Raw genomic sequence first — 26,171 nt, forward strand, 5'->3', positions numbered from 1 at the left:
AGCGCGACCGGTATAACGCTTGTGCTGACCGGCAGAAGCTGTCACGGGTCGAAGGAAGTGACATGGGTCGCTGTGCCGTGGCTGCGGTTCGCACGCGGCTGACGGACCCGTGCTACGTTTGGACGCCATTTATCAGGCGTGGGCCGCTACCCGCCGGATATGCAACACACGGGCCTCAAGCTCAGGATGGCGTTCGTCGGCACCGTCCTGTTTGGCTTCTACTCCGCGCTGGCGCTCGTCGCGCTCAGCGTGTTCGGCACCGGCGTCTGGCCGTTCGTCGCCGTCGGGACGCTGCTGTTCGTCGGCGTCCAGTACAAGATCGGCAAGTGGGCCGCGCTCCGCAGCGTCGGCGCACAGGACATGCCCGAGGAGGAGTTCCGCGAGATACACCGCATGGTCGAGGACCTCTCCGAGGAGATGGATATCAAGAAGCCCAAGCTCAAGCTCGCACGCATGGGCGTCCCCAACGCCTTCGCCACCGGGCGCAAGGGCGCGGGTGTCGTCGTCGTCTCCACCGAGCTGCTGCAGGTGCTCGAACCGGACGAGGTCGAGGCCGTCCTCGCCCACGAGCTCGCGCACATCAAGAACCGCGACGTGGTGACGATGGTCGTCGGACAGTCCATCGCCGCCATGATCGGCATCGCCATCCAGTGGATCGTCATCCTCGCGGGCGACAACGCCATCGTCGACTGGGTTCTGGGCTGGCTCGCCGGCATGGTCGCCCAGATGCTCGTCATGGTGTTCGTGCTCGCCATCTCCCGGTACCGCGAGTACGTCGCCGACGCCGACGCCCGCCAGTACGTCGGCAGCGGCGACCCCCTCGCCCGTGCGCTGAAGAAGATTCAGGTCACCAGCGAGAACGTCGACGACACCGCCATCGACAGCAGCACCGCGGCGCTCTGTATCTTCGACAGCGACAAGAGCTTCCTCCGGCGCATCCTCGCGACCCACCCGCCGGTCGAGAAGCGCATCGAGCGGCTGCAGAGCTGAACTCGGCCCCTGGTTTTCGGTTCTACGTTCGAGTGCGCGCAGCGGGTCCCACGGCTGTCGGAGGACTGCCTGGAAAACGATACCGCAGCAGCGAACGATTACTCGTGCCGCGCGAACGTCAGGTAGCCGGTGTGCCCGACGCCGCGCGTCGATGGGCGGGAGCCACGGTCGTCGAACTGCATCTGCCGCTGGATGGTCTCGTAGGTCGTCACCCCGGAGAGGCCCACGTCGCGGGCGGCCTCGGCGGCGGCCCGGGTCTGTTCGACGAACGGGGAGTAGACGGCGACGAAGCCGCCGCTCTCGAGCAGTCCTGGGGCGCGCGCCACCACGTCGGCGGCGTCGCCGGTGTCGAGCGTGATGACGTCGAAGTTGCCGAGGTCGTCGAGGTGCGGACGGACGTCGCCGCTTCGGACGTCGACGCGGTCGTCGACGCCTGCGAGGCGCATGTTCTCGCGGGCGACATCGGCGAACTCGGGGTCCTGCTCGAACGTGGTGACGGTCGCGCCGGCGCGGGCGAGGTACGCGGAGAGGACGCCGGTGCCGGTGCCGGCGTCGAGGACGCGGTCGCCCTGGCCGACGCCGGTCTCACCCATGACGAGGCCGATGTCACGGGGCATCATCGGGGCACCGGTGCGCTCGAAGTGGCTGAACAGGTCGGGGCCACGGAGCGCGCGGACGGTGAACGGCTCGCCGAGATGCGTCTCGAGGACGGTGCCGGGCTCGGGGTCCTCGGGGACATCCAGCACGCCGAGGTCGGTCTGGAGTTCGTCGCCGGGGGCGACGAGGTACTCCCGGTCGTCGTGGACGAGGACGACGCTCACTCTAGCTGGTCGACGGCCGCGGCGAGGTCGCCGTCGTTGGCCTTCAGCGCGGCGCGGGCCTCGTCCTCGCGGGCACCGGTGCGCGCGACGACGATGTCGATGTCGTCCTGCGGGATGCCCTCGTCGGTGTCGTCCGCGTCGCCAGCGTCAGCGCCGGCGTCGGCATCGGCGGACGCCAGCTCGCCCTGTGCCTGCTCGGTGGGGTCACCGACGATCTGGTAGGTCTCCTGTCCACGGGCGTCCATCTTCGTGACCTCGGCGTCGTCGAAGACGAGGTCGTGGTCCTCGGTACGGATGATGACCTCCTCGGCGTCGATCTCGGTCACGTCGATCCCCATCTGCTTCATCATCTGCTTCATCTTGCGGGGGTTGAGCCCGCCGCCTCCTCCGAACATACCCGAAACGACTGCCCGTATCGGCAAAAACATGACGAACTGCAAGGCTGCGCGGGGGTCGCCGTCGCTGTCGGCTGGTACCGTTCCGGTCGGTCAGTCGCTCGCGCCGGTGCGGACGAAGACTGCCATGCCGCTACCGAAGTCAAGCATCGAGCCCGCATCGAGTTCTGCGCGGCCGACCGCGAGCAGGTGGCCGTCGTGGTGGACGACGCACACCTCGTCGCCCGGCCGGACTGCGGGGTCGACGTCGCGGACGAACTTCGCGAACACGTTCTTGCCCTCGCGGACGAACGGCTCGCTGTCGTCGCCGACCACGACCCGGGCGGTGGGGTGGTCGAGCGCGTCGTGCAGCCGGTGGCCGCCGGCGAGCCCGAGCGTGAACCGGCCGTCGACGCCGTGGCTGACCAGCCGGCCCTCGTCGGCGATGACCTGCTGGGGTCGGCCGGAGCTGGTCCGACGGACCTCCAGGTCGTCGCTGGCGGGGAACAGCGCCGTGCCGGCACCGGCCCCGAACTGGTAGTCCGCGAGCGTCCGCAGGTCGGGGACGTCGTGGTCCTCGTCGCTCATGCCCCGGAGTTTCGCGGCCGTGGATAAACGCGTGTCGAACCGACGACGGGCCGGTCGGCGGGAACCACCACCGCGGAGAGTTTGTCACTCCAGACCATGAGCCCTGGTACCATTCTTCGAAGCTGAGACGGAGAGAAACATATATCCAGTCGCTCTCCCAGTCACAATACGAAATGAACACGACCAAGATCGCGCTCGGGGCGGTGCTGCTGTTCCTGAGCTCGGCCATTCTGCTCATGATGGGTACACCCGGAACATCCATCCCGGTGCTCGCTGGCGGTGCCGCCTCGCTCGCGATGGCGGCCGGCGCGCTGCTCGTCGGTACGTCCGAGGGCGGCCGCCCCGTCTGAACGGGCGGCACTTCTCCGGTTCGCAGCCTCAGAGTAGAAACGTCTCCGGCCGCTCGGAGAGGTCGATGAACCGGTCAGTCGCCTCGACGAGCTCGTCGGCCGTCGAGCTCTCGAAGCCCATCACCTCGACGCGGACCCCCTCGTGACGCAGGTGCGAGCAGAGCCGCGAGAAGTCGCCATCGCCTGTACAGAGGATCATCGTGTCGACCTTCTTCGCGAGCGTGACGGCGTCGAGGCTCAGTCCCACGTCCCAGTCGGCCTTCTTCGAACCGTCCGAGAACGTCTTGATGTCCTTGATCTTCGGCTCGAAGCCGATGTCCTCCAGCGCATCGAAGAAGCTCTCCTCCTCGGGCGAATCTGCACGGATGACGTAGGCGATAGCCCGGGTGAGCTCGCGGTCCTGCACCCCCTTCTCCAGCAGGGCGGAGTAGTCGATGTTGCGCGTGTAGATGCTCTGTGCCGTGTGGTAGAGGTTCTGCGCGTCCACGAGCATGGCGACGCGCTGGCCCGGATGAATCTCGGTCATGGATGAGTCTCGTGTCCACTCCCTGAAAGCCCTTTATCTCGGTTCCCCCGGTCGTGGCGAACGGACGGCGCGACAGCAACCGCTTTGGCGACTCCGTCCGACAGCCGACCCGTGTCCTCGACGATACTGGTCGCCGGCACCGCAAGCCACGTGGGCAAGTCCACCGTCGCGACGGGGCTCTGCCGGCTCCTCGCCGACCGGGGCGTGAGCGTGGCCCCGTTCAAAGCCCAGAACATGTCGAACAACGCGCGGGCGGTCCCGGCACCGCACGCCGACGAGCCGTGGGGCGAGATCGGCGTCTCGCAGTACGTACAGGCCCGAGCCGCCGGGCTGCAGCCGACGACGGACCACAACCCGGTGCTCCTGAAGCCCAGCGGTGACGGCGCGTCGCAGCTCGTCGTCGACGGCCGCGCCGTGGGGACCTACGAGGCGGGCTCGTACTACGACGAGCACTGGGAGACGGCCCGTGCGGCGGCCGAACGCGCACACGGCCGACTCGCTGCCGAGCACGACGTGGTCGTCGCCGAGGGCGCGGGGAGCATCGCCGAGATAAACCTCCACGACCGCGACCTGGCGAACGTCGAAACCGCGCGGTTCGCCGACGCGAGCGTCGTCCTCGTCGCGGACATCGAGCGCGGGGGCGTGTTCGCGTCGCTGGTCGGGACGCTCGAACTGGTGCCCGACGACGTGCGCGAGCGGGTCGTCGGGGCGGTCGTGACCAAGTTCCGGGGCGACGCGGCTATCCTCGAACCGGGGCTCCGCGAGTTCGAGGACCGGACCGGCGTGCCGATACTTGGCGTGGTTCCCTACGACGACCCGGGGCTCCCCGAAGAAGACAGCGTGGCGCTTCCCGCGGTCGACGAGCGTCGCATCGTGGGCCGGGACGACCACGACGACCCGGTCCGCATCGGCGTCGTCCGGCTCCCCCGTGCCTCGAACGTCACCGACGTCGAGCCGCTCGCCGGCGAACCGGGCGTCCGAGTGGTGTACGTCCCGCCTGACGGCGACCTCGCGGACCTCGACGCGGTGGTCATCCCCGGGACGAAGAACACCGTCGACGACCTGCTGACCTGTCGCGAGGCGGGCCTCGACGACGCGCTCACCGCCTTCGACGGCCCCATCGTCGGCCTCTGCGGCGGCTACCAGCTCCTCGGCGAGCGCATCGCGAACGCGAGCGTCGAGGGACGGGGCGAAGGGGTGGGAACGGGCGCTGACGACGCCGTCCCGGGCTTCGGCCTGCTCCCGGTCGTCACGCGCTTCGACCACGAGAAGGCCGTCCGGCAGGCGACGTACGAACTCGACGGCGTCGGCCCGCTCGCGGACGCCACGGGGACCGCCTCGGGCTACGAGATACACATGGGCGAGACGCGCGCCGTCGAGTCCGTCGAGACGCCGTTCGTGGCCGACGGCGAGGCGAGCGCGGCGTTCGGTGCGGTCGCGGGGAACGTCTGTGGCACCTACCTCCACGGGCTGTTCGGGAACGAGGTGGCACGACGCGGCCTGCTGTCGGCGGCCGCCGGCGGTGACCGGGAGGCGGCGACGGCCGCGGACCGGGCCTCACACGCGTCATCGTACGACCGCGCGGCGACACTCCTCCGCGAGTCCGTCGACGTTGACGCGCTGTTGTCTGCCACGGACATGCATGTTAATTACTGACGCATCGGCCACAACAGTTACTAGCCGGGGTCGCCACGTACCGGGTGGTTGGGGCACCCCCTGGCCAGTCACACGCTCGACGTGGATGGCATTTCTCCCCCCACCGATTCCCCCACCGTTTCTTTCATTGGGTAGTGACACGAAACATCTTTGTACGGTCGGGCAGCAGTCGTGGCATGGTCGAAGCCGTCGCCGTCGCCAGCGGGAAGGGAGGCACCGGCAAGACGACGGCGACACTCGCCCTCGGGATGGCGCTCGCGGAGCGCTACGACGTGACCGTCGTCGACGCCGACACCGGCATGGCGAACCTGCTGTTCCACGCCGGCCTCGCCGACGCCCCCGTCACCCTGCACGACCTGCTGCTCGACGACGACGACGTGGCGGTCGAGGACGCCGTCTACAACCGGTTCGGGATGGACGTCGTGCCCTGTGGCACCTCGCTCGACGCCTTCCGCGACGCCGACCCGACCCGGCTGCGCGACGTGGTCGCCGAGCTCGCACGCGACACCGACGTTCTGCTGCTCGACTCCCCGGCCGCACTCGGCAGCGTCAGCGCCGTCCTGCCGGTCGTCCTCGCCGACCGGGTCGTCGTCGTGCTCCAGCCGACGGTGCCGGCGCTCTCGGACGGCCTGAAGGTCCAGGAGTACGCCCGCTCCTACGGCACAGACGGCGCTGGCGTGCTCTTCAACAAGGTCCACGACGACGACAACGTAGAGCGCATCGCGGACCGGACCGAACGCTACTTCGACGGGCCGGTGCTCGCGAGCGTCCCCGACGCCGACGCCGCTCGTGAGGCCCGCGACGCCGGCGAGCCGTTGCTCGCACGGGCCCCGGAGTCCGCCGCCGCCGAGGCGTTCCGCGAGGCGGCCGCGAGCATCGAGATCCGCGACGAGGCCGCCGAGGACGTGGCCGCGCGCTTCCGGAGCGCGGTCGTGCCCGAGCAGCCATGAGGCTCCCACGCGGCGACCTCGTGCGCTCGCGCACCGCGACGGCCCCCGGCGACGCGCTCGCGTGGGCGCTCGATGCCGGCCACACGGGCTACGTCGTGTTCGAACCGGCCGACGCGGTGCTCGGCGACGGCGACGACGCATGCGTCCTCACCGTCGCCGACGGCGTGCCCCGACTCGCGTACCACACCGATACCGAGCGCGGCGGGCCACCCGCACTCGCCGATATCGCAGGCGCTGAGCCGTACAGCGTCGACTGCTACGCGGTCGACGGAAGTGCCCTCACAGACGTCCCGGAGACCGACGAGTTGACCGTCGCTCCCGACGCGCCGGCGGAACGGCTCGCCGGCGATTCGGCACTCGCGGAACGGACGCGCGCCGCCGCTCCCGACGAGTGGACCGAGGAGTCGGCGTCGCCCAGCGACCCGGTAGAGGCGTTCCTCGCGGACGAAGAGCGACTAGACGCTATCCGCGACCGGGCCCGCGAGGAGGCCCGGCGGAAGGCACGGGAGTGGGACCTCACGGACGCGCTCGTCGACGACGACGAACATTGAGTGGTTCTGCAGCCGGCGACGTCAGAGCCGGCGGCGGCGCGTGTACACGGTGTGTGCGAGCGCGACGACGAGGAAGAGTGCCGCACCGATCGTCGCCGTGGCGAAGCCGTTGCCAGCGAAGAATGGCACGACGCCCGTCGCCGCCGCGAACACGAACGCAACGTTGACCGCGGCGACGCCCACCGTGAAGTCGCTCCACGGTATCTCGTCCCCCTCGAGCACCTCCAGGTAGACGTCGAGCTCGTCGACGGTGTCCGTCCGTTCGATGGTGCCGCGGTTGCAGTCGTACTCGACCACGTCGAGCTCGTGCAGCTTCGGCAGGTGTGACTGGTACAGCGAGGTGTACACCCGCTTGCGTTGCTTGTACGTGACCTCCTCGACCGGGATGTCGTTCTCCCAGGCGGCGATCTGCTCCGCGAGGTCGCGTAGCTCGACGCGTTCCTCCGTCGCGTGCTGGTTCAGGTACTTGATCGCGAACCGACGACGTGCGTTCGACAGGACCGTGAAGACGCTGTCCTGCGAAAGTGTCGTGTCTCGGTTCGTCGGTTCGGTTCCACCTCTGGTAGATAGTTCGGGCTGGTCGAGTTGCAAGCTAGTTCCCCCCAGAAATCCTCCCGACGTACGGCACAATAAAGGGGGTCAACCGTTCACTGAACCCGACTGTTCACGGTCACGGAGGGCCCGACCTAACAGCGTGTTAACTCGTGTTGACATCCGGGGACGGCGGGCGGGTGTCGATTACGATAGCGGATTTCAACGCCCAGAAACGCCGTAGCGACGCGGACCGCGTCAGCCACACACTACCGACTCCACCAGAGTTGTAAGCCCACAGACACGAAGTGGTTCGTGTGGGGGTATATATGGGTGTTCGGGACCGGCGGTGCGACGGGCGGCGGCGGCGCGGCCGGCCGGCTCAGCCCTGTAGGCTCTGCCGGATGTACCAGCGGTTCGACCAGAGTTGGTACGTGACCAGCAACGCGAAGCACGCGAGCGATCCGCTCGTCCACAGCATCGGGTCGACCGCCGAGACGACCGGCAACCCGACGAGCGACCAGAGCACCAGCGTGAGCGAGGCGACCCCGAGGCTCCGGTACACCTCGCTCCAGGTGACGCCGTGGCTCGTCACGACCTCCATGTACTGGTCGACATCGCGCGCTCGGTCGCTCGGGTGGACCTCCCGGGCGTCGCGGTCGTAGTCCACGACACCCAGCTCCTCCAGCTTCGGCAGGTGCGTCTGGTGCAGCGAGTTGTAGACGCTCTCGCGGGCGGCGCGCGGCGGCGGCGACTCGCCCGTCTCGCGCGCTGCGATCTCCTGCGACAGCTCGTGCAGTGTCGTCGGCTCACCCGACGACTCGACGGTGAGGTGTCTGATGGTCTCCCGTCGCCTGCGATTTGCCAGTACCTCGTATATCGTCCCCTCCGATAGCGTATCTGTCCTGAACATCTCTCCCCCCTCCCCAGGGTCTACTGTTCGGTTCAACGGGAGGGAGCATCATCATCATGAGCCGCATACGGGTTCGGTACGTGGTACCTGTGGCCTCCTGTCCGTCGGGCCGATCTTGATTGTGAGTTGTTACCATGATAAGACCATCCTGCTCCCGTCCCGTACAATCGGTCGATTCGTCCGGTTAATGACCGGATACGAGACGTCAGTGACCGACGGCTGTCCCCGGCCTCAACTGCTTGGTTCCGGAGCGACACCGTGCCGGACCGTATCGATCGGTTTGAGGCCATTGCCGACCCTCAATTCCGGAATTGAACCGTGACGTGGCGGCGGATTACTACGGGGGTATCTGTGCATGTGATAGACAACCGAGCCCCGTTCGAGAACGGGAGTTCGGGGGGAAATACACTATGTCAGACAAGAACACGCTCGGACTGTCGCGGCGCCGGTTGCTCGGTGGCCTCGGTGCCATCGGCGTCGCATCCGCCGGTGCCGGACTCGGAACGAGCGCGTACTTCAGCGACGTCGAATCGTTCGATGGAAACTCGATGACAGCCGGTGCGCTCGACCTGAAGGTCGGCTGGGAGGAGCACTACTCCAACTGGTCCGACGACGAGGGGAACGGAATCAACGGCACCGTCGAGATGGAGCAGGGGGCGAACTTCACTGCGGGCAGCACGGTGGGCAGCCCCCGTGTCGGGCTCCCGGCGAACGCGGCGGCGATGCTCTCGTTCAACAACTCGACCGACGCACAGCAGTTCCTCGACAACACGCAGGAGGACGTGTACCCAGATGGCCCGAATGGGTACGACTCCAGCGACTTCATGACCGGGACGTCGATCGACTGTACCGCAGACAATCCGGGGCTTGCGGACGACGACGCAGCGCCACCGGTCATCGAGCTCGACGACGTCAAGCCGGGCGACTTCGGCGAGGTGACGTTCAGCTTCGCCATCTGTGACAACCCGGGCTACGTCTGGGCACAGGCGTTCCTCGAGGACGCGAGCGAGAACGGGCTCAACGAGCCCGAGATGGCGGACGAGGACGAGGACCAGACGATCAACAGTACCGGAGATGTCGATCCGGCCGACGGCGACGTCGAGTTGCTCGACGAGATCATGGTCGCCATCTGGCTCGACGACGGCAGCAACTCCCAGAACTGCGGGGAGCAGCCGCTCACCGTCGGGAGTCTCCGTGATACAATCAACAACATCCCGAACCCGGGACAGCGGCTGGACGGGCGGAACGTGCCCGAAGGTAGTACGGCCGCTGGGAACAACAAACAGCTCACCGCTACGGGTGTGAATCGGTTCGACGTGAACCAAGACGGGAGCTGGGACGTCGACTTTGAGCTCGCCGACGACCCTGCTGGAAACAACAGAAAGGTTGCAAAGGCCACGTCGGGTGGCCAACAGACCGAAGACTACGCGTCGTCCGTCGTCTCCGTCTGCGAGACGATCGGGGATATCGACTCTCTGACCTACCAGTACTACGAGGGAGACGAGAACACGAACGCGAACCCGGACGAGGTCGTCCTGCTCATCCAGGAGGCCGACGGCACGCAGCACGTCGTCTTCCGGACTGCAGGGTCGGCAAACAACAGTAACCCCACCGAGGACACGTGGCAGACGCGTGATGTCGGTGCCGAACTCAGTGGTGGCGTCAGCGGGTGGCACGAGATCGAGGACGGGGGCGGTTACAGCGGTATCTCCGACCCCGAGACGGAGTACGGGTCGGATGCGACCGTCCTGTCGATGGGGGCTGGTGTCGGAAACACCAATGGCGGAAGCGGCAGTGTCAGCGAGATCTACGTCGCGAACCCGCAGGTCGACACCGGTGACGGTGCCGTGTCACTCGGCAACTTCCCGACCGCCTGTTTCCGCGGCGGCGGGTCGGTGTACAACGGCGTGTTCGCGTGGTGGCTCCCGGTCGACCACGGCAACGAGATCCAGAGCGACTCCGCGACGTTTACGCTCGGACTCTACACCGAGCAGTGCCGCCACAACGACGGCAGCGGCCAGCCGCCGGAGACCCAGCCGAACTGAGCTGAGCACAGCGAACCAACAATCGACCCACGCGGGTGCGCGACGGCGGTTCGACTCCGCCGGTGGGTCTTCCCCACAAGGGGGGTTACAATGTCAGAGAATCCGATAGAACTCTCACGGAGGAAGATACTGGCCGGTATCGGCGCGGCGGGGGTCGCGTCAGTTGGTGCTGGGCTGGGTACCAGTGCGTACTTCAGCGACAACGAATCGTTCGACGGAAACACGCTCACTGCCGGTGAGCTCGACATGCACGTCGGCTGGGAGGAGCACTACTCCGACTGGTCCGACGACGAAGGCGACGGTATCAGCAGTATCGAGATGGTGGGGCCGAACGAGACGGCGAACAGTTCTCGGGTGGGGCTCCCGCTCGGTGCAGACACCGCGATAAACGGGTCGATGGTTACCGTCGAGAACGTGAGTCAGGCCCATCAGTTCCTGAACAACACCGAGACGTCACCGAACGGGACGTACTCGAACACGACGGACTTCGACCCGATGACAGTCTCCGGCGACCCGTGTCAGTACCTCGCCGATGGTGCGGAGCAGAGTCCCGTCATCATCGACCTGGACGACGTCAAGCCGGGCGACTTCGGGGAGATCACGTTCAGCTTCGCGCTGTGTGACAACCCGGGTTACGTCTGGATGAGCGGTGCGCTCGAGAGCGCGAGCGAGAACGGGCTCAACGAGCCGGAGATGGAGGATCCAGATGAGGACCAGACGATCAACAGTACCGGAGATGTCGATCCGGCCGACGGCGACGTCGAACTGCTCGATACCGTCCGGGCAGCTGGCTGGTACGACGACGGTGACAACTTACAGAGCGGCGGCACCGAGGAAGCCGCGGTCGGCGCAGCTGACATCGCATTCATCCTGGACCGCTCGAATAGCATGAGTGATGAGCGCAACTTCCTTCAGAACGAGATCTCGGGCCTCGCAACGCAGATCTCTCAATCGGGGGTCGATGCGCAGTACGCACTCGTCCCGTACGAGGACACCACGAGCGGCAGCTGTCCCACGTTCATCGCGACGAATCTTACCGCTGACGAGACCAACCTGGACTTCACCTACGGTACCTGTGGTGGGAACGAGGACGCATCGGAAGCGATTAGCTACGCACTGGACAACCTGAATTGGCGGTCCAACGCCCAGAAGATCCTGGTCGTTCTCACCGACGAGGACGACGACGGCAATCAGTCCCAGCGTACTACTGCACTCAACAAGATCGATAATGAGAACGCATGTCTCCTGGCCGTCTCGGAGGGCGGTTCTCAACCCAACGACCTCCAGCAGATGGCTGCCAGTGTCAACTGTGGGGACTGGGTCCAGATCGATGACGGGCTTTCCCAAGACAACCTGAACGATTTCGTCAGCTTCGTCGGTGGTGTTACCGGCGGCGAACCGGTCTTCGTTCAGGGGACGCTTCGCGAAGTGCTGAACGCACTCTCAAGTGGGCTCGGCGTGCCCCTCAATGGCGACATCGAAGCCGCCGCTGGTGGCGGAATGAGCGAACGGAACTGCTACTCCGCGAGCACGCACCACAACGTCGGCTTCGCGTGGTGGCTGCCGGTCGACCACGCCAACGAGATCCAGACGGACACCGCGGAGTTCTCACTCGGCTTCTACACCGAGCAGTGCCGCCACAACGACGGCAGCGGTCAGCCGGCCGAGACGACTTCCGGAGGCACCAACCAAACCAACACGACCACCCAGCAAGCCCAGTGAGCTAGCGGGAATCGTTACATCGACCCACGCGGGTGCGCGACGGCGGTTCGACTCCGCCGGTGGGTCTTCCCCGAAGGGGGGGAGATGCCAATGAGCAAGAACATCGAACTGTCACGGCGGAAGATACTGGCCGGCATCGGCGCAGCAGGCGTTGCTAGCGTCGGTGCTGGACTCGGAACGAGTGCCTACTTCAGCGACCGCGAACTGTTCGAGGGGAACACGATCGCGGCGGGGGAGCTCGACCTGAAGGTCGACTGGGAAGAACACTACTCCGACTGGTCCAGCGACGAGAACGTCGACATCGAGGAGGCAGACGACGGCGAGTCCCAGGAGGACGACGGTGAGGGCGGGTTCAGCGTCACGATGACCGAACCCCAGAACACCGAGGGATTCACCGCGTTCCCGCCGGGCACGCAGTCCGATTTCAACGGGCAGGAGCCCTTGATCTGGGTGCCGGACCCGTACGTCGATGACTTCATGGCCAACACGGCGATCGAGGCGTTCCCGGATATGGATAACGATGGGCTCGCCGAGTTCCCAGTCGATCAGATCGAGGGTGATCCATGTGACTTCCTAGCTGACGTCGGCGGCGAGAGCGGCGGCGACCTGGGGTCGTACACGACGCCGGGAACTGACGACCTGGGGCGGACGGACAACGATGACACTGTCATCCAGACCGGTGAGGGTGAAGGCCCCGCGCCGCTCATCAATCTGCACGACGTCAAGCCCGGGGACTTCGGCGAGGTGACGTTCAGCACGCACCTCTGTAACAACCCCGGCTACCTCTGGATGACCATGCCCGACGGCCTGACGACCAGCGAGAACGGGCTCACGGAGCCAGAGATGGAGGACGGCGACGAGGACCAGACGGTCAACGAGTCTGGAGATATCGTCCCGAAGCAGGGAGTCGAAGAGCCGACGGTCGAACTCGCTGACAAGCTGCAGACGGCCATCTGGTACGACAACAACTGTGACAACCTGTTTACCTGCGACGAGAAGGTCGACGTGATGGCGGTCGCCGACACGTCAGCCAGTATTGAGGGTACGCTGAAAGACGACGACGGCGACGGGGAGATAGACATCGGCAACCAGGAGATAGACCTCATCGCGGAGGGAGCGAACACCTTCGTGAGCGAACTTGAGGCACGGGCAAGCGACCCCGACGACGTGCGGGCAGGGTTGCTGACGTTCAACGGACCCACCGAGTCCGGCACCGACATCAGCAACATTGACAGAGGGTTCGAGCGCCCGGCGCTGCGCGCTGGTCTGGGGCCGCTCGACCAGTTCGACCGCGACGGTGATGGGTCGCCCGAGATCGAACAGTTCCTCCCCGCTCAGGGAGTCGGCGACACGCCGATGCCACACGCGCTCGACCTCGCTCAGAAAGTCCTTAACAACGACCCTGACGGCCGGAACGACGCTCGGAAGGTCATCCTGCTGGTCACCGATGGGCTTCCGGACTACGTCGGGACGAACTCCGGTACTACGCCATACACCGTTACCGACGCCGAGGGGAGCCCCCTCTCGGGGAGCGGTGCCACGTACACGTCCGAGAGCTATTCCGGGAGCAGCGATGGGAATAGTTCGCCGGGCGAGCAGGAAGCGACCGCCATCGAAGCCGAAGAAATCCAGCAGGACGGTATCGAGGTGGTCGTCGCGGGTGTTGGTCTCGACGTCGGTAACGACCAGTTCCTGGAGGACGAGGTCGCAGGCCAAGACGGCGACAGGACGATTGCCGAGCCGAACTACTTCTTCGACGTGGACTTCCCGAGCCAGATCGAACCCGGCGACAGCGAACAACCGATTGGCGAGGCCGCAGAGGACCTCGCACAGTTCCTCGTCAGCGGCGACGGCGAGTGTGAAAAGACGATCTTCCAGGGGACGCTCAGAGAGGCTGCCCAGGAACTCACCGCGAACGGGGGGCTCGGCATCCCACTGACGTCCAATCAGGCGACCGACTTCGACGAGCTCGAGGATAGTCCGGACGACCCCGGACGCGAGTGCTTCTCACCGGGGCATACCTCGTGCTTCGGGTTCTCGTGGTGGCTGCCGGTCAACCACGGTAACGAGGTCCAGTCGGACTCCGTCTCGTTCGACATCGGCTTCTACACGGAGCAGTGCCGCCACAACGAGGGAGAAGGTATCGAACTCGTGTAGCGACGGTTGGGAACCGACGCTACCGAACCAAGACACCCATCCCAAACCACCCCCCTTTTGACCGCTAGTCCGACGCCGCGAGTGGCGTGCTCCGGTGCTCGCGCAGAATCCGCTCGAAGTACGGCGTCATCACCTGTTCTGCCTGCTTCCACTTCCGCGTGTCGTGGAGTTCGACGCCGAGCAGGTACCGGGCGGGCTCCGGGCCGTACCCCGACTGCCCGTATCTGGGTTTGTCGGGATAGTCAGGCTTCTGGAGTGCGGCGCGGTACTCGTGCAGTTGAGCCTGCTTCATCGGCGTCCAGTAGTCACCGCCGACCTTGTGCCGGCGCCACGCGGTGGTGCTCTTTTCGGCGTACTGGGGGTCCATGTCGACGAGCGACGCACGCCTGGCGAACGCCTCGCGGACGTCGCTCCAGTCGGCGGCCGCCAGCGCGTCGGCGTCGATGGTGCCATCGACCATGCAGGACCGCTCGACCGCGTCTTTGGCCCACAGCGCGTCCACGTAGGCGACGGCTGCGTCGTGAGCCGTCGTCTCGGAGACGTGTTGGAACTGGAGGCGGTCGACCGCCGCGAACGACTCGACCGCCGCCTCGCGTTCGCGGTCGTCGTGGTGCTTGAAGCCGAGACAGAGCTGTCTCGCCGCGCGCCTCGCACCGGTCTGTACGTCTTCCGCCTGGTCGTCAGCTTGCTGATGGGGGGTAGCCATTCGTCGGCCGACGTTTGGCCGTCACATTCAAATACTTAATTTCAGCTTGCCAATCGCTTGGTCGTGAGATAATCGCCCGTTAGATGGCCAACTCGTCGGTTTCTGGCGTTTTCGTCCTACAGCACCTCGTCGATTGCCAACAAGTAACGCGCCACTACCAGAGTCGGCGAACCGTCCCGGCCCGTCGTTCACGCGCCCACGTCAGACGGCGGGCGACGGCCCCGTACGAGGAGACGGCCGCGGACCCGACCTGCTCCGTCACTGCCAGAACTGCAACGTGATGGAGTACGTGGCGATGGCGCGGACCCACACGGGGCACTCCGCACTCCATAAACCGCCGATTAGCACGCTGCAGGCGCTTGGTACCATCCCAGTATGCAGTTGTTGCTCTCCGGTACGGCGCTCATTCATATCCCCCTACCTCTGGTACGGGTTTACACGAACGCGCCCGTCCGGTGGGGGCCGAACGGGCAGGGGGGAGACCTGTGAACCCAGGAATATCTGACGGAGACCGTCGAATGAGGCGAACAAGACACTCCGCGAGAGGTGAGGCACCGTGAGCCGCGACCAGGCCTCGGTGAGCCGCCGGAAGCTCCTCGGGAGCGTCGGGTCGGTCGGCGCACTGAGCGGTGTCGCCGGCGCCGGAACGTGGGCACTCTTCGAGGATAGCGAGAGGTTCGGCGTCTCGATGAGCGCCGGCAAGGTCGGGGTGAGCATCGACTGCCGCAACTGCGAGGTGATTGACGGGACAGTTGGCTTCGAGTTCGGCGGGCTGACTCTGGGGGAAGAACGCACCGAGCGGTTCACCGTCACCGCCGACGCGAACCCGATTTGGGTCTGGCTCCGGACGAACTGCCCTGAACCAGTTGACCCACTCGGTGACGTCGTCGAGATACAGCTCTTCCGGGACCCCAACTGCGACGGCCCGAGCGACGTGACGCAGGTATACCCACCCGACGACGACGAAGACTCGTGGACCACCCTGAACGAGTTCCGGACCGCACTCCGGGGTGGGCTCCGGCTGGACGACCTCGACGGCGAGCCCTGCATCGACTCCGAGCTCTGTCTCGACCTGAAGTACCGACTGTCCAAGGACGCGACGTGGGCCGTCGACCTCTCGACCGAGCTGACGTTCGAGGTCGTCGCGGAGCAGTGCCGTCACGTCCCGGAAAGTGACATGGCTATGTCGCCGTTTCCACCCGAGGACTGTCCCGAGCCGGAGTGCACGGAATGCGTCGAATTGGGGAAGCTGGAGGTCGGCGACGACGACCTGCTCGAGCCGGATATCTACGATTTCACCGAGCTCTGTTCACAGTTCCGCAACGACGAAACGGCCTACGCGCTGGAGGTACTCGATGCGATGAACAAGGACGACAACGGAGGCGAGGAAACGGTCTGTGTGTGGTTCCGGCTGCTCGCCGGCGACAGTTCGGACGCTCTCGACGCTCTCGACGAGGCGAACGCACCCGCGATGTGCTCGGTCGCAGTGAAGGGCAGCCAGCAGACCGAGTCGTACCCCATCGACCCGCCGTTGACGCGCACCCGAGGGATGGTCTGCACGGTGACACAAGACGGGGACACCGGCGCGCTTCCGGCGATCAGCAACATCGTCGTCTCCGTCTGTGCGGAGAGCGACGAGGGCTGCGGTCCACCCGACGGAACTGGTGGGCCGCCTCGTCAGATCGAAACGTGGGACCAAGGCTTCGAGGTGAGCGACTGATGGTGGACAAGCGACGCGTCGCACACGGCATCGGCCTGCTCGTACTGCTCCTGGTCGTCGTTCCGTTCGTCGTCTACGCCTTCCCCGGCGCCGTCGGCGCGGACCACAGCTTCGTCGTGCTCTCGGGCAGCATGGAGCCCGAGATCGCTCCCGGCGACGTGGTCATCGTCGACGAGGGCTCGACCGAGGCCATCGAAGAGGGGGACATCATCACGTTCGTCAGGGGCGAGGGCGAGAAGCCGGTGACCCACCGCGTCGTCGGGCTCGAGGAGCGCGGGGACACCACGGTGTTCAGGACCAAGGGCGACGCGAACGAGGACGTCGACGCCCAGCCGATCCCGGCGGGGAACGTCATCGGCGAGGTGACGGTCACCATCCCGTACATCGGCCACGTCATCCAGTTCGCTCAGCGGCCGGTCGGCTTCGTCGTGCTCGTGCTCCTCCCGCTCGGACTCCTCGGGCTCTCGGAGATCTGGACCATCGTCCAGAAGCAACGCGGCGACGGTGCCGCCGACGACGTGGGTGACGAGACCGTCGCGACGGGCGCGGACGCAACCAGCGCGGCGACGGCGGCCGACGCCAGCAGCGCGGCGACGGCGGCCGACGCTAGCACGGACGACGACGAGATCACGCTCACGGCGACGGACCTCACGCTCGCGTCCGGAATCCTCCTCGTGGTGGCACCGTACACCGTGTGGGTCGCCATCCAGCTCCGGAACCCCGTGACGTTCACCGCCGCCTTCGCCGCCATCTTCTCGTTCGTCGGCGTCGCCGCGCTCTGGCTCACTGCCCGGGGTGGCGACACTGGCGAGCCGACGGGCGCGCCGGACGACGACGGCGACGGCTGGGAGGGTGGCGACCTACTTGCGGACGGCGACGACGCGTTCGACGACGACTGGGCAGCCGGGGAGTCGGACGAGACATTCACGTTCGACGACACGGGCGGCGACGGGTTCGCCGACGAGTTCGACGGGGCGTTCGGTGACGGGGCCGACGCGACCGCCGACGTGGTCGACCCGACCACCGACGGGAGCGGGCCGACCGCCAGCGTGACCGCGGACGACGCCGGCGAGGGAGACACGGCCGGGGGCGACGGATTCTTCGACGACCCGACGGCCGAGAGCGAGTCGACTGGTGCCGACGTGTTCGACGACACGGCCGACAGTACGGAGGAGGTGGACTGAATGGACCGAAACGTTCTCTTCGCACTCGCCTGCAGCGCGCTGCTGATCTCGGCCGCGTACCTCGCCGGCTTCGGAACCGTCGCGACCTTCACCGACTCGGCGACCGTCAGCGGGAACGTCGCGAGTGCCGAGAACTTCGACGGCTCGGTGACAGTCGTCGACGCCGTGACGAACGAGCAGTCGACCGGCGGCGGGAGCGGCTGTACGGCCGAACAGGACGCGGCTGGGAACACGGACGACGGCGGTGCCGCTAACGCACAGGCTGGAGGCGGCGGTCTCGGAGACTGTGGCGGTACCGGCGGCAACGGCGGCACCGACGGCGGTCGCTACGTCGCACCCGTGGCCCGACCACTCACGGTGGGAGAACGGGAATGAACCCGCCGTCTGGACGGTCTGATCCCCCGCCAAACGACGAAGGCGAGACTCAGGGGCCGAGAATCCCCATCGTACTGCTCGGGCTGTTGCTCCAGATCGACAAGCGGGCCGTAGTGATACTGCTGTGGCTGTTGCTCATCGCCGCGGTGCTGTACGGGCTCCTCGTCGGCGCGTGACTCAGTCGTCTCGCCCGTCGCCGTTGTGGTTCACGTGTGCCGACACGACCTTCGAGAGCGACTTCCGGAGGTGACTGTGGAACGTCGAGGAGGCGATCTCCATGGCGTCCGCGATCTCCTCGGCCGTGCTCTCTCGGGGCCACTCGAAGTAGCCGGCGTTGTGCGCGGCGACGACGGCCTCGCGCTGCCGGTCGGTCAACCCCTCGACGGTGGCGATCCGTCCATCGTCCTCCGTGGCCGGTGGGCGCTCGCGCTTCGACCGCAGGCTCACCGGCCCGACGGCATCCTCGAGTACCTCCGTCAGCTGCCGAACGGCGTTTCCGGTCGCGGTCTCGGCGACGAACGTGAGCTGCCCGTCGCGCGCTGTGGCCTCGCCGAGGCGCGCGCCCCGGGCGGTCACGACACCGAGTGCGGACGGACCACGGAGGCGTACCTCGACGGTGTCGCGGTTGGGAACCTGTCGAACCCGCTCGACCTCGTCGGCGTCGGCGAACGTGTCGATGACCGCCTCGACGTCGCCGCAGTCCTCGACGTCGACGTAACACAGCAGTCCGGAGTCCTCGACCGGCACGGTTCCCTCGACGATGAGCGTACAGTCGTGGGCGGCGCTGACCCGGGCGAGGGGCGACCCCTCGGCCGACACCTGGTAGGTGAGTGCGACGAGGCTGTCCGATAGCAGCGTCTCGCGCGTCTCGATGGCGTGCAGCGCCATCCCGACGCTGGCACACAGCTCCTCGAGGATGGTCACCTCGTGGTCGTCGAACGCCCCCTCGCGGTCGCTCTCGACGACGAGCGCGCCGTAACCGATGGACGCGAAGTCGATGGGAACCGTCGCACGCATCCGGCCCCCATCCGTCACCTCGACGGTCGTCTCCGGCACGCTCTCCTCGCGGATGGTCGGGGTGACGTACCACGGCGTGGTCGCGAGCCGGTTCGTGACCCCGTCGAGGAGTTCGGGTCGGGACTGCGCGCGGACGATGCTCGTGAGCACGCTCCGGATGGACTGGTTGATGGCGTCGAGCTCGCGGAGCTCGGTGCGCTGGCGTTCGAGCTCGTCCTGTCTGCGCTCCAGTTCGGCGAGCCGCCGTTCGCGCTCGGTCACGTCGTGGAGCAGGTACGCGGTGCCGACGGAGCGGCCGCGACCGTCCTCGACGGGCGAGGCCGAGACCTCGAACTGGCGGTCGTCGAGGGTGATGAGTGCGGGCTCGTCACCCGGTTCGGGGCGTTCCGGCAGCAGCGCCTCGATAGCGACCCCGATGAGGCCGCTCCCGTGTTCCGCGTCCGCCCCGGTCGCGGGCACCGAGAGCACGTCGCGGGCGATCTGGTTGTCGGTGACGACGGTTCCCTCCCGGTCGGTGACGAGGACGGGGTCGTTGAGCGTCCCCAGTGCGGAGGTGCGACCGAGCTGGAGGATGGAGGGTGGCCGTTCGAACAGGTCGTGTTCGAAGACGGCGATGGCGAACGCGAGCCCGGTGATGCTGAACGCGTAGGGCGTCATGTCCAGCCCCTCGTAGATGGCGTAGCCGAGCACCGAGAGCAGGTTCGCGACGGTGGGCGTCCCGATACCGACGATGAGCGCCGCACTCGCCGCGGAGAACGACTGCTCGGAGCGCCGGATGGTGTACAGCAACAGGGAGACGCTGCCGCCGAGGAGCAGGTAGGTGTAGAGCAGGTTGATGCGGTACCACGGCCCCTCCTGCTGCGTGGCGACGTTCACGCCGTCGACGACGCGGAAGCTCCAGTCCCGCCAGATGAGGGGGTGGTACTGGCTCGTCCAGACGAGCACCAGCGTCACCGCCGGGACGATGCAAACCCCCGCGACGACGGCGGGGCGCTGGAGCTCCTCGAAGCCGGTGTACTCGGCGAAAAACAGCAGGACGAACACGGGTGCGAGGACGATGCCGAACCACTGGAGCTGCTCGAAGAACAGTCGAAGACCGTACTGGTCGGCGGGTGTCAACAGCCCCGCGGCGTAGCCGGCGCTCCAGACGCTCGCCACGGCCATCATCCCGGTGAACGGCGTCGCACCGGGGCGGCCACGGTTTCGCCAGCCAACGACCGCGAGCCACGTCGTCAGGAGCGTGGAGAACCCGAGCAGCGAGACGTGGAAGGCCGCAGCCACACCCACCATCTGTCGTCTAAACCGTATACCACCCCCGAGTGATAGCGTTTGTGATACGTGCAGCCTCGAAAATAATGCCGGCTGTGAAAGGAGATACGTTAACATATCAACCGCCGCCTATACCGTGGTTCCTCGTGCAGTCTCTCCCATGACAGCAACCGACGAGAGCGTCGAGCCCCCGACGTTGACCGGCGACGACGTCCTGCGAATCGACGACGCCGACTTCGCCGCCGGCCGGGTCGCGCTCGTGACGGGCGCGGCCTCGGGGATCGGCCGTGCCACGTCGCTGGTGCTCGCGGCGAACGGGCTCACGGTCGTCGCGACGGACGTGGACGAGGACGGGCTGGCGGAGACCCGCGACCGCGGCGACGAACTCGACTTCCCGGGCGATATACACCCCGAACCCGCCGACCTCACCGACGACGAACACCTCGAATCGGTCGTCGACGCCGCTGCCGGCTACGGCGACCTCGCCTACCTCGCGAACGTCGCCGGGATGCAGCACATCTCCCCGCTGGACGAGTTCCCGATGGAGGTGTACGACCGGATGCAGGACGTGATGCTCCGCGCGCCCGTCTACCTCTCGAAGCTCGTCCTCCCTCACCTCCGGGACAGCGGCGGGGGCTCCGTCGGCAACATGGCGTCGGTCCACGGGCACTACGTCACCGCCGACAAGGTCGCCTACAACGTCGCAAAGTTCGGCCTGCGGGGGCTCACGCAGTCCATCGCCGCCGAAGGAGCCGGAACCGTCCGGTCGTTCTCGGTCAGCACCGGCTACGTGAAGACGCCGCTGGTCACCGACCAGATTCCCGATACCGCGGAACAGCGCGGTATCTCCGTCCAGGAAGTCGTCGAGGACGTGATGCTCGGCCAGTCGCGCACGAAGGAGATGATGGAGCCCGTCGACGTGGGGAACCTGTTCGCGTTCGGCTTCTCGAAGCACGCGACGCACCTCAACGGCGGCGACCTGCTGTTCGACGGCGGGATGACGCTGACCTACGAGTAAGCTGTCGCGGGCCAGTCAGTCCTGTCGGATACTGAAGAACGCGTACAGAAGGAGACCGACGCCCACGATCAGGTTGACCCACCCCGGGAGCGTCCACGTGATCGTGTCCGTCAGGTTGCCCACGCCCAGGACGAGCAGGCCGACGCCGACGCCGAACAGGAGAGCGACCTCGACCAGGTGGCGGAGTGAGTTTCGTGGTTCCGTCTCGGGACGTGACATACGTCCTGTATCGTTCCCGACTGATATAAAGCGGCACTATCGAAGCGACTCGACTCGAAGTACCCACTTCAGGCGTTCTCGTAGTTGAATACTGTCACCCAACACACCTAATTCGAAGCTCACATAATATTGACAATGTATATACTCCGCAGATTCGTCAACACGCGTCTCGGTGACTCTCGATGGACCTCGACCAATTCAGGACACGGAACGCACCGAAGGAGAGCGGCGACGCCTTCCAGCTGGAGAACTCGAAGCGCCTCGGCGTGAACGGCTCGGTCATGGCGAAAGCAGCAACGTCTCGCCCGGCTCGCACCGCGACACCAACCTGAAGTCGTTCATCGGGAAGTCGGCGGGCGAGACGTTCCAGCTTGACTTCGCCCAGCCCGGCGGCTGGGTCGTCCTCCAGCCGTACGAGGAAGCCAGCCCGCAGCAGTAGCCCGGGCGCGTTCTTTGCGTCTCGGCTCGCCGCCCCCGTGGCGAGGCGCGGCTCAGTCCCGCCCGTCGGGCCCGGCGCCACCATCGGCCTCGACCGTGCGACCGTCGACGGTGCGCGCGGTCCGCAGGGTCTGGACAGCGGTCGCGACGGGCGCACGAGCCGCCCGACCCGCACCCACCGCCGCGTAGACGGCGATGGCGACGAGCACGATGGAGCCGCCGGCGGCCACGTCGTAGACGTACGAGAGCGTCGCGCCGCTGACGGTCGCGACGAGTCCGGTGAGGACGGCGGCGGCGACGCTCCGCCGGAACCCGCGCATCCCGCCGGCCGTCGCGACCGGGATGACGAGCATCGCGGCGACGAGTATCACGCCCATGATCTGCATCGCGGCGACGACGACGACCGCCGTCAGGACGACGAGCAGGAGGTTGTACCGACCGACGTGGAGGCCGGCCGCACGGGCCCCGACCTCGTCGAACGTCGCGTAGAGCAGTGGCCGGTAGGCGAGGGCCACGACCGCCGTCACGAGCAGCGTCATCGCGAACAGGATGCCGACGTTCTCACGCGTCACCGTCGCCAGCGAACCGAACAGGTAGGCGTTGATGCCGACCGCGATGCCGCCGTCGGTCGCGGTGATGAGCACGCTGCCGACCGCGAACGCACCCGTCAGCACGACCGCAAGCGAGGTGTCGGTGTAGGTGCCGACACGGTCGACGAGGAGCTGGACGAGCACCGCCGCGACGACGGCGACGACCAGCGCGGTCAGCAGCGGCGGCACCGACAGGGCGAACGTCGCGTTCACGAACAGGCCCACCGCGACGCCCGCGAACGCCGAGTGCGCGAGCGTGTCGCCGATCATCGCCATCTCACGGTGGACCAGGAAGCTCCCGACGAGCGGGCCGATGACCGCGATGCAGACCGCCGCCAGGTACGCCCGCTGCATGAACGGGTAGCTCAGCATCTCGACGCCGGTGAGCGCCGCGAGCGCGTCGAGGACGGTGCCCCACACGTCGTCGAGGACCCAGTCGAGCAGGCCGCCCAGGAGGAGCGGCGTCCGGGCGACGGCGGTCGCCCCCGTCATGGGTGGTCGTGCGCGAGCACGTGCTGATTACCGCCGTAGGCGTCCGCGAGGGCGTCGGTCTCGACGAACGTCTCCGGGTCGCCGTGGAAGAACAGCTCGCGGTTGAGACAGGCGATCTCGGTCGCGTGGGTCGTCACGACGCCGATGTCGTGTTCGACGAGGACGACCGTGAGCCCGGACGCGTTCAGCTCGGCCAGCAGCCCGTAGAACGCCTCCCGCGACTCGGCGTCGACGCCGACCGTCGGCTCGTCGAGCGCGAGCAGGTCGGCCTCCGCCGCGAGCGTGCGTGCGATGGCGACGCGCTGGCGCTGCCCGCCGGAGAGCCGGTCGACGCGACGGTCGGCGAGGTCCCGGATGTCGACGCGGTCGAGCGCCGACTCGATGGCCCGCCGGTCGTCCGCGGTGAACCCGCCGACGGGGCGGTGCGGGTACCGCCCCATCCGGACGGCTTCTCGTACCGTCACCGGCATCCGCCCACCAGCGTGGGTCGCGTCCTGTGCGACGTAGCCGACGCGCTGACCGTCTGCGACGGAGTGGGCCGGCTCGCCGAACAGCGTGACGCTACCGGCGTCGGGCCGGCGAAGCCCGACGAGCAGTGCGAGCAGCGTCGTCTTCCCGGAGCCGTTCGGGCCGACCAGCCCGAGGAACGCCCCGGCCTCCACGGTGAGCGAGACGTCCTCGACGACGGGCGTGTCGCCGTAGCCGAACGTCACGTCGCGGGCGTCGACGACAGCCATCAGGCCTCCAGCGCCCGTTCGAGCGTCGGGCGGTTCACGTTCTCGACGATGTCGAGGTAGCCCCAGTCCCGGTCGGCCCAGTCGTCGTGCAGACCGGGGAGCGCGGTCAGCGGCAGGACCTCGGTCGCGTCGGTCTCCGCGACCAGCTGTTCGGCGGCGCGCTGTGACTCGAGCGGGTCTGCACAGATGTACTGCAGGTCGTGATGCTCGATGACCTCCTGTGCACGCTCGATGTCACGTGCCGTCGGCTGCGCGTCTGGCGACATCCCCGTGAGCGCCTCGATCTGGAGGCCGTACCGGTCGCCGAAGTACTGGAATGCGTCGTGGCCGGCGACGAGGAGCGTCCCCTTCGAGGCGTCGGCGACGGTCCCGTCGATGTCCTCGTGGAGCGCGTCGAGTCGCTCCCGGTACGCCGTCGCGTTCGCCTCGTAGACGTCGGCGTTCGCCGGGTCGACCGCGACGAGCCGCTCGCGGACCGTGTCGACGGCCGTCCGGATCCGGAGCGGGTCGAGCCAGAAGTGCGGGTCGAACTCGCCGCCGTGGTCGTCGTGGTGTTCCTCCTCGTGATGTTCGGTGCCGTCGTGCTCTGTACCGGTGTGCTCTGTGCCGCGTTCCTCCTCGTGCTGTTCCGTCTCGTGCTCGCCGTGGCCGTGTCCGTGGTCGTCGCCGAGCGGCAACAGGTCGACGTCCGCACTCGCGTCGACCGTCTCGACCGCGGCACCGTCGGCCGTCAGGTCGGTGGTGATGTCGTCGACCCAGGGCTGGAACCCCGGCATCCCGTGGACCAGCAGTGACGCGTCGCGGATGGACTCGCGGACGCGCGGCCCGGGCTCCCAGCCGTGCCCGTGCTGGCCGACCGGGACGAGGACCGAGGCGTCCGTCGCGTCCCCGGCGACCGCGGCCGTGACCGCGCCGAAGACGAAGAACGACGACTGCACGCCGCCGCTCTCAGTGTCGCCACCAGTGTTCAGGCCGTCGAGACAGCCAGCGACTCCGCTGAGCCCCGCCAGTCCGGTTCCCGCCAGCACTCGGCGTCGAGTGAGTTCCTGCATATTGCTAAGACCAAAGCCTGAATTAATAAGAATTGTGTTTCTTGATTGGTTTCTTGTTAACTCTCGCGGCACCGGGCGCCACCGTCGTCCGTCGGGGGTACCGTTTTGTCCCCGCCCGCGCAACGACGGACCACCATCCGACTGATGCACGACGCACCACCGACGCCACCGCTCGCCGACGCCCCCGACGAGCTCCTCGACGGCGGCCACCTCTGGCTCCGCGAGCACCTCACCGGGAGCCCGTTCCGGTTCCAGCTCCGCTCGACTGGCGTGCTCGCGTTCGGCGACGCCGACCGGGAGTTCGGTCCCGACGACGTGCCGCTCCCGTACGCACACGCGGTCCGGCACGTCCGCGAGCAGTTCGACCGCGAGGCGTTCCGGGCGTCGGTCGAGAACGTCGAGCCCGTGACGTTCGTCGGCGTCGCAGTCGACGGGAGCGGCGTCGCGTACGACTGGTCGCGGACGCCGTCGTTCCTCGGTACCGAGGTGTACGACGCCGACCACGGCTCGTTCCTGCCGCCGGACTCCGTCGCGAGCATCTACGACGGGCTCGGGCTGACACCGGTGAACGCACTCGAGAAGGAGGTTCGGGCGGTCGACTTCGACCCGGAGGGCTACGCTTTCCCCGACTCGAACTGGCGCGACAGCCCCGTCGCCGGTGTCCTGCTCGCGGACAAGACGGGTCACCGCGCCGTGCTGCGGAACCACACCGTCACGGGTGGGGAGGACGCAGTCGAAACGACGGCCACGAACCCGGACGAACTGGTCGCAGCCCTCGCCACGGACCGCTGGCTCGACGGCGTCGTCGCCCGTCTCGGCGTGACCGACGACGAACTCGGCTTCGACCTGCTGTTCGAGCGCGCCGTCGAGGCGCTGGCCCGCGAACACGTCCGGGCCTTCCGCGACGGCTCCGTCGATACCGACGAGTCCGGGGTCAGGAGCGCGATGGCCGACCGCGTGGAGTCGTACCTGGTCGCACGCCGGGAGTAACGTTTTTTGTGTCGGCAGTTCGACTACAGGTTGCATTGAACACGTGCTCGCGGTCGACTCGGGCTCGCGTCGCGGTCTGACGCGAGGGTCGGCCGGCTCGCCGGCTGTGGGAACCGTGGCGGACCGACCGGAGGGGTCGGCATCCGACGCGGCGTCACGCTGATCGGCACTCCGGTTCGCGCGCCCCGCC

General features: G+C 67.2%; 27 protein-coding genes. 15 read left to right on the plus strand and 12 right to left on the minus strand.

The window, feature by feature from the left end; translation table 11 throughout:
• The first annotated feature begins 159 nt into the window (after positions 1-159).
• Positions 160-990, plus strand: coding sequence for a M48 family metallopeptidase (locus NO978_RS10880; protein ID WP_257299617.1), 831 nt, complete (start codon positions 160-162; stop codon positions 988-990).
• 98 nt (positions 991-1,088) lie between these two features.
• Here the strand turns inward: NO978_RS10880 and NO978_RS10885 are convergent, their stop codons facing one another.
• From NO978_RS10885 to NO978_RS10895, 3 genes are all read right to left on the minus strand, one after another.
• The gene (locus NO978_RS10885; RefSeq protein WP_257299618.1) at positions 1,089-1,811 is read right to left on the minus strand and encodes a tRNA (adenine-N1)-methyltransferase; all 723 of its coding nucleotides are present in this window, start codon (positions 1,809-1,811) and stop codon (positions 1,089-1,091) included.
• On the minus strand, positions 1,808-2,206 hold the full coding sequence (locus tag NO978_RS10890) for a nascent polypeptide-associated complex protein (RefSeq protein ID WP_257299619.1): 399 nt from the start codon (positions 2,204-2,206) through the stop codon (positions 1,808-1,810). Before NO978_RS10890 ends, NO978_RS10885 begins: the two co-directional genes overlap by 4 nt.
• Positions 2,207-2,299: 93 nt before the next feature.
• On the minus strand, positions 2,300-2,773 hold the full coding sequence (locus NO978_RS10895) for a PUA domain-containing protein (protein ID WP_257299620.1): 474 nt from the start codon (positions 2,771-2,773) through the stop codon (positions 2,300-2,302).
• 173 nt (positions 2,774-2,946) lie between these two features.
• Here NO978_RS10895 and NO978_RS10900 point away from each other — a divergent pair, with 173 nt between their 5' ends.
• A complete protein-coding gene (locus NO978_RS10900; RefSeq protein WP_175526452.1) occupies positions 2,947-3,123 on the plus strand; it encodes a hypothetical protein in 177 nt (58 codons plus the stop codon).
• Positions 3,124-3,151: 28 nt separating this feature from the next.
• Here NO978_RS10900 and NO978_RS10905 read toward each other — a convergent pair whose 3' ends face one another.
• Entirely contained in the window at positions 3,152-3,649 is a 498-nt protein-coding gene (locus NO978_RS10905) for an NYN domain-containing protein (RefSeq protein WP_257299621.1), read from the minus strand.
• Positions 3,650-3,760: 111 nt separating this feature from the next.
• Between NO978_RS10905 and NO978_RS10910 the strand changes: the two genes are divergently transcribed.
• From NO978_RS10910 to NO978_RS10920, 3 genes are all read left to right on the plus strand, one after another.
• Entirely contained in the window at positions 3,761-5,305 is a 1,545-nt protein-coding gene (locus NO978_RS10910; RefSeq protein ID WP_257299622.1) for a cobyric acid synthase, read from the plus strand.
• A gap of 176 nt (positions 5,306-5,481) precedes the next feature.
• Positions 5,482-6,255, plus strand: a complete 774-nt coding sequence (locus tag NO978_RS10915) for a P-loop NTPase (protein WP_257299623.1) — start codon at positions 5,482-5,484, stop codon at positions 6,253-6,255.
• Positions 6,252-6,806 carry a hypothetical protein gene (locus NO978_RS10920; protein ID WP_257299624.1) on the plus strand — a complete coding sequence of 185 codons (555 nt, stop codon included), beginning with the start codon at positions 6,252-6,254 and terminating at the stop codon, positions 6,804-6,806. Before NO978_RS10915 ends, NO978_RS10920 begins: the two co-directional genes overlap by 4 nt.
• Before the next feature lie 21 nt (positions 6,807-6,827).
• On the opposite strand, the gene NO978_RS10925 is transcribed toward NO978_RS10920, so the two are convergent.
• Both NO978_RS10925 and NO978_RS10930 read right to left on the minus strand, forming a co-directional pair.
• A complete protein-coding gene (locus tag NO978_RS10925; RefSeq protein WP_257299625.1) occupies positions 6,828-7,397 on the minus strand; it encodes a hypothetical protein in 570 nt (189 codons plus the stop codon).
• A gap of 322 nt (positions 7,398-7,719) precedes the next feature.
• Entirely contained in the window at positions 7,720-8,250 is a 531-nt protein-coding gene (locus tag NO978_RS10930; protein WP_257299626.1) for a hypothetical protein, read from the minus strand.
• Positions 8,251-8,660: 410 nt separating this feature from the next.
• Here NO978_RS10930 and NO978_RS10935 point away from each other — a divergent pair, with 410 nt between their 5' ends.
• From NO978_RS10935 to NO978_RS10945, 3 genes are all read left to right on the plus strand, one after another.
• Positions 8,661-10,295: a SipW-dependent-type signal peptide-containing protein gene (locus NO978_RS10935; RefSeq protein WP_257299627.1), complete on the plus strand. Its 1,635-nt coding sequence runs from the start codon at positions 8,661-8,663 to the stop codon at positions 10,293-10,295.
• A gap of 90 nt (positions 10,296-10,385) precedes the next feature.
• Positions 10,386-12,017, plus strand: a complete 1,632-nt coding sequence (locus tag NO978_RS10940; protein WP_257299628.1) for a vWA domain-containing protein — start codon at positions 10,386-10,388, stop codon at positions 12,015-12,017.
• Between the two features lie 90 nt (positions 12,018-12,107).
• Complete coding sequence (locus NO978_RS10945) at positions 12,108-14,174, plus strand: vWA domain-containing protein (protein ID WP_257299629.1); 2,067 nt, start codon at positions 12,108-12,110, stop codon at positions 14,172-14,174.
• A gap of 64 nt (positions 14,175-14,238) precedes the next feature.
• On the opposite strand, the gene NO978_RS10950 is transcribed toward NO978_RS10945, so the two are convergent.
• Entirely contained in the window at positions 14,239-14,880 is a 642-nt protein-coding gene (locus tag NO978_RS10950; protein ID WP_257299630.1) for a hypothetical protein, read from the minus strand.
• A gap of 556 nt (positions 14,881-15,436) precedes the next feature.
• On the opposite strand from NO978_RS10950, the gene NO978_RS10955 reads away from it, so the two are divergent.
• Genes NO978_RS10955 through NO978_RS10970 form a run of 4 tightly spaced genes read left to right on the plus strand, consistent with a single transcriptional unit; the run spans position 15,437 to position 18,335 of the window.
• Positions 15,437-16,600 carry a hypothetical protein gene (locus tag NO978_RS10955; protein WP_257299631.1) on the plus strand — a complete coding sequence of 388 codons (1,164 nt, stop codon included), beginning with the start codon at positions 15,437-15,439 and terminating at the stop codon, positions 16,598-16,600.
• Complete coding sequence (locus NO978_RS10960; protein WP_257299632.1) at positions 16,600-17,784, plus strand: signal peptidase I; 1,185 nt, start codon at positions 16,600-16,602, stop codon at positions 17,782-17,784. The genes NO978_RS10955 and NO978_RS10960 overlap by 1 nt, the downstream gene beginning before the upstream one ends.
• Positions 17,785-18,159 (plus strand): hypothetical protein, encoded by a 375-nt coding sequence (locus NO978_RS10965; protein ID WP_257299633.1) that lies wholly within the window; start codon positions 17,785-17,787, stop codon positions 18,157-18,159.
• Positions 18,156-18,335, plus strand: a complete 180-nt coding sequence (locus tag NO978_RS10970; RefSeq protein WP_257299634.1) for a hypothetical protein — start codon at positions 18,156-18,158, stop codon at positions 18,333-18,335. Before NO978_RS10965 ends, NO978_RS10970 begins: the two co-directional genes overlap by 4 nt.
• 1 nt (position 18,336) lies before the next feature.
• On the opposite strand, the gene NO978_RS10975 is transcribed toward NO978_RS10970, so the two are convergent.
• Complete coding sequence (locus tag NO978_RS10975) at positions 18,337-20,457, minus strand: histidine kinase N-terminal 7TM domain-containing protein (protein WP_257299635.1); 2,121 nt, start codon at positions 20,455-20,457, stop codon at positions 18,337-18,339.
• A 148-nt stretch (positions 20,458-20,605) separates the two neighbouring features.
• Between NO978_RS10975 and NO978_RS10980 the strand changes: the two genes are divergently transcribed.
• A complete protein-coding gene (locus tag NO978_RS10980) occupies positions 20,606-21,463 on the plus strand; it encodes an SDR family NAD(P)-dependent oxidoreductase (protein ID WP_257299636.1) in 858 nt (285 codons plus the stop codon).
• 15 nt (positions 21,464-21,478) lie between these two features.
• On the opposite strand, the gene NO978_RS10985 is transcribed toward NO978_RS10980, so the two are convergent.
• Positions 21,479-21,682, minus strand: a complete 204-nt coding sequence (locus tag NO978_RS10985; RefSeq protein WP_257299637.1) for a hypothetical protein — start codon at positions 21,680-21,682, stop codon at positions 21,479-21,481.
• Positions 21,683-21,854: 172 nt separating this feature from the next.
• Between NO978_RS10985 and NO978_RS10990 the strand changes: the two genes are divergently transcribed.
• Positions 21,855-22,121 (plus strand): hypothetical protein, encoded by a 267-nt coding sequence (locus tag NO978_RS10990; protein ID WP_257299638.1) that lies wholly within the window; start codon positions 21,855-21,857, stop codon positions 22,119-22,121.
• A gap of 52 nt (positions 22,122-22,173) precedes the next feature.
• Here NO978_RS10990 and NO978_RS10995 read toward each other — a convergent pair whose 3' ends face one another.
• Genes NO978_RS10995 through NO978_RS11005 form a run of 3 tightly spaced genes read right to left on the minus strand, consistent with a single transcriptional unit; the run spans position 22,174 to position 24,991 of the window.
• On the minus strand, positions 22,174-23,202 hold the full coding sequence (locus NO978_RS10995) for a metal ABC transporter permease (RefSeq protein WP_257299639.1): 1,029 nt from the start codon (positions 23,200-23,202) through the stop codon (positions 22,174-22,176).
• A complete protein-coding gene (locus NO978_RS11000) occupies positions 23,199-23,939 on the minus strand; it encodes a metal ABC transporter ATP-binding protein (RefSeq protein WP_257299640.1) in 741 nt (246 codons plus the stop codon). The genes NO978_RS10995 and NO978_RS11000 overlap by 4 nt, the downstream gene beginning before the upstream one ends.
• The gene (locus NO978_RS11005) at positions 23,939-24,991 is read right to left on the minus strand and encodes a metal ABC transporter substrate-binding protein (protein WP_257299641.1); all 1,053 of its coding nucleotides are present in this window, start codon (positions 24,989-24,991) and stop codon (positions 23,939-23,941) included. The genes NO978_RS11000 and NO978_RS11005 overlap by 1 nt, the downstream gene beginning before the upstream one ends.
• A 144-nt stretch (positions 24,992-25,135) precedes the next feature.
• On the opposite strand from NO978_RS11005, the gene NO978_RS11010 reads away from it, so the two are divergent.
• Entirely contained in the window at positions 25,136-25,981 is an 846-nt protein-coding gene (locus tag NO978_RS11010) for a hypothetical protein (RefSeq protein ID WP_257299642.1), read from the plus strand.
• Positions 25,982-26,171 lie beyond the last annotated feature (190 nt).

This window comes from Haloarchaeobius sp. FL176, assembly GCF_024609245.1.
GTDB lineage: Archaea > Halobacteriota > Halobacteria > Halobacteriales > Natrialbaceae > Haloarchaeobius.

Bases quoted from the DNA above. Each gene is read 5' to 3' on its own strand.
- NO978_RS10880 (WP_257299617.1), top strand. From the start codon at position 160: ATGCAACACACGGGCCTCAAGCTCAGGATGGCGTTCGTCGGCACCGTC.
- NO978_RS10890 (WP_257299619.1), bottom strand. From the start codon at position 2,206: ATGTTCGGAGGAGGCGGCGGGCTCAACCCCCGCAAGATGAAGCAGATG.
- NO978_RS10895 (WP_257299620.1), bottom strand. From the start codon at position 2,773: ATGAGCGACGAGGACCACGACGTCCCCGACCTGCGGACGCTCGCGGAC.
- NO978_RS10900 (WP_175526452.1), top strand. From the start codon at position 2,947: ATGAACACGACCAAGATCGCGCTCGGGGCGGTGCTGCTGTTCCTGAGC.
- NO978_RS10905 (WP_257299621.1), bottom strand. From the start codon at position 3,649: ATGACCGAGATTCATCCGGGCCAGCGCGTCGCCATGCTCGTGGACGCG.
- NO978_RS10915 (WP_257299623.1), top strand. From the start codon at position 5,482: ATGGTCGAAGCCGTCGCCGTCGCCAGCGGGAAGGGAGGCACCGGCAAG.
- NO978_RS10920 (WP_257299624.1), top strand. From the start codon at position 6,252: ATGAGGCTCCCACGCGGCGACCTCGTGCGCTCGCGCACCGCGACGGCC.
- NO978_RS10930 (WP_257299626.1), bottom strand. From the start codon at position 8,250: ATGTTCAGGACAGATACGCTATCGGAGGGGACGATATACGAGGTACTG.
- NO978_RS10935 (WP_257299627.1), top strand. From the start codon at position 8,661: ATGTCAGACAAGAACACGCTCGGACTGTCGCGGCGCCGGTTGCTCGGT.
- NO978_RS10940 (WP_257299628.1), top strand. From the start codon at position 10,386: ATGTCAGAGAATCCGATAGAACTCTCACGGAGGAAGATACTGGCCGGT.
- NO978_RS10945 (WP_257299629.1), top strand. From the start codon at position 12,108: ATGAGCAAGAACATCGAACTGTCACGGCGGAAGATACTGGCCGGCATC.
- NO978_RS10950 (WP_257299630.1), bottom strand. From the start codon at position 14,880: ATGGCTACCCCCCATCAGCAAGCTGACGACCAGGCGGAAGACGTACAG.
- NO978_RS10960 (WP_257299632.1), top strand. From the start codon at position 16,600: ATGGTGGACAAGCGACGCGTCGCACACGGCATCGGCCTGCTCGTACTG.
- NO978_RS10965 (WP_257299633.1), top strand. From the start codon at position 17,785: ATGGACCGAAACGTTCTCTTCGCACTCGCCTGCAGCGCGCTGCTGATC.
- NO978_RS10970 (WP_257299634.1), top strand. From the start codon at position 18,156: ATGAACCCGCCGTCTGGACGGTCTGATCCCCCGCCAAACGACGAAGGC.
- NO978_RS10980 (WP_257299636.1), top strand. From the start codon at position 20,606: ATGACAGCAACCGACGAGAGCGTCGAGCCCCCGACGTTGACCGGCGAC.
- NO978_RS10985 (WP_257299637.1), bottom strand. From the start codon at position 21,682: ATGTCACGTCCCGAGACGGAACCACGAAACTCACTCCGCCACCTGGTC.
- NO978_RS10995 (WP_257299639.1), bottom strand. From the start codon at position 23,202: ATGACGGGGGCGACCGCCGTCGCCCGGACGCCGCTCCTCCTGGGCGGC.
- NO978_RS11000 (WP_257299640.1), bottom strand. From the start codon at position 23,939: ATGGCTGTCGTCGACGCCCGCGACGTGACGTTCGGCTACGGCGACACG.
- NO978_RS11005 (WP_257299641.1), bottom strand. From the start codon at position 24,991: ATGCAGGAACTCACTCGACGCCGAGTGCTGGCGGGAACCGGACTGGCG.
- NO978_RS11010 (WP_257299642.1), top strand. From the start codon at position 25,136: ATGCACGACGCACCACCGACGCCACCGCTCGCCGACGCCCCCGACGAG.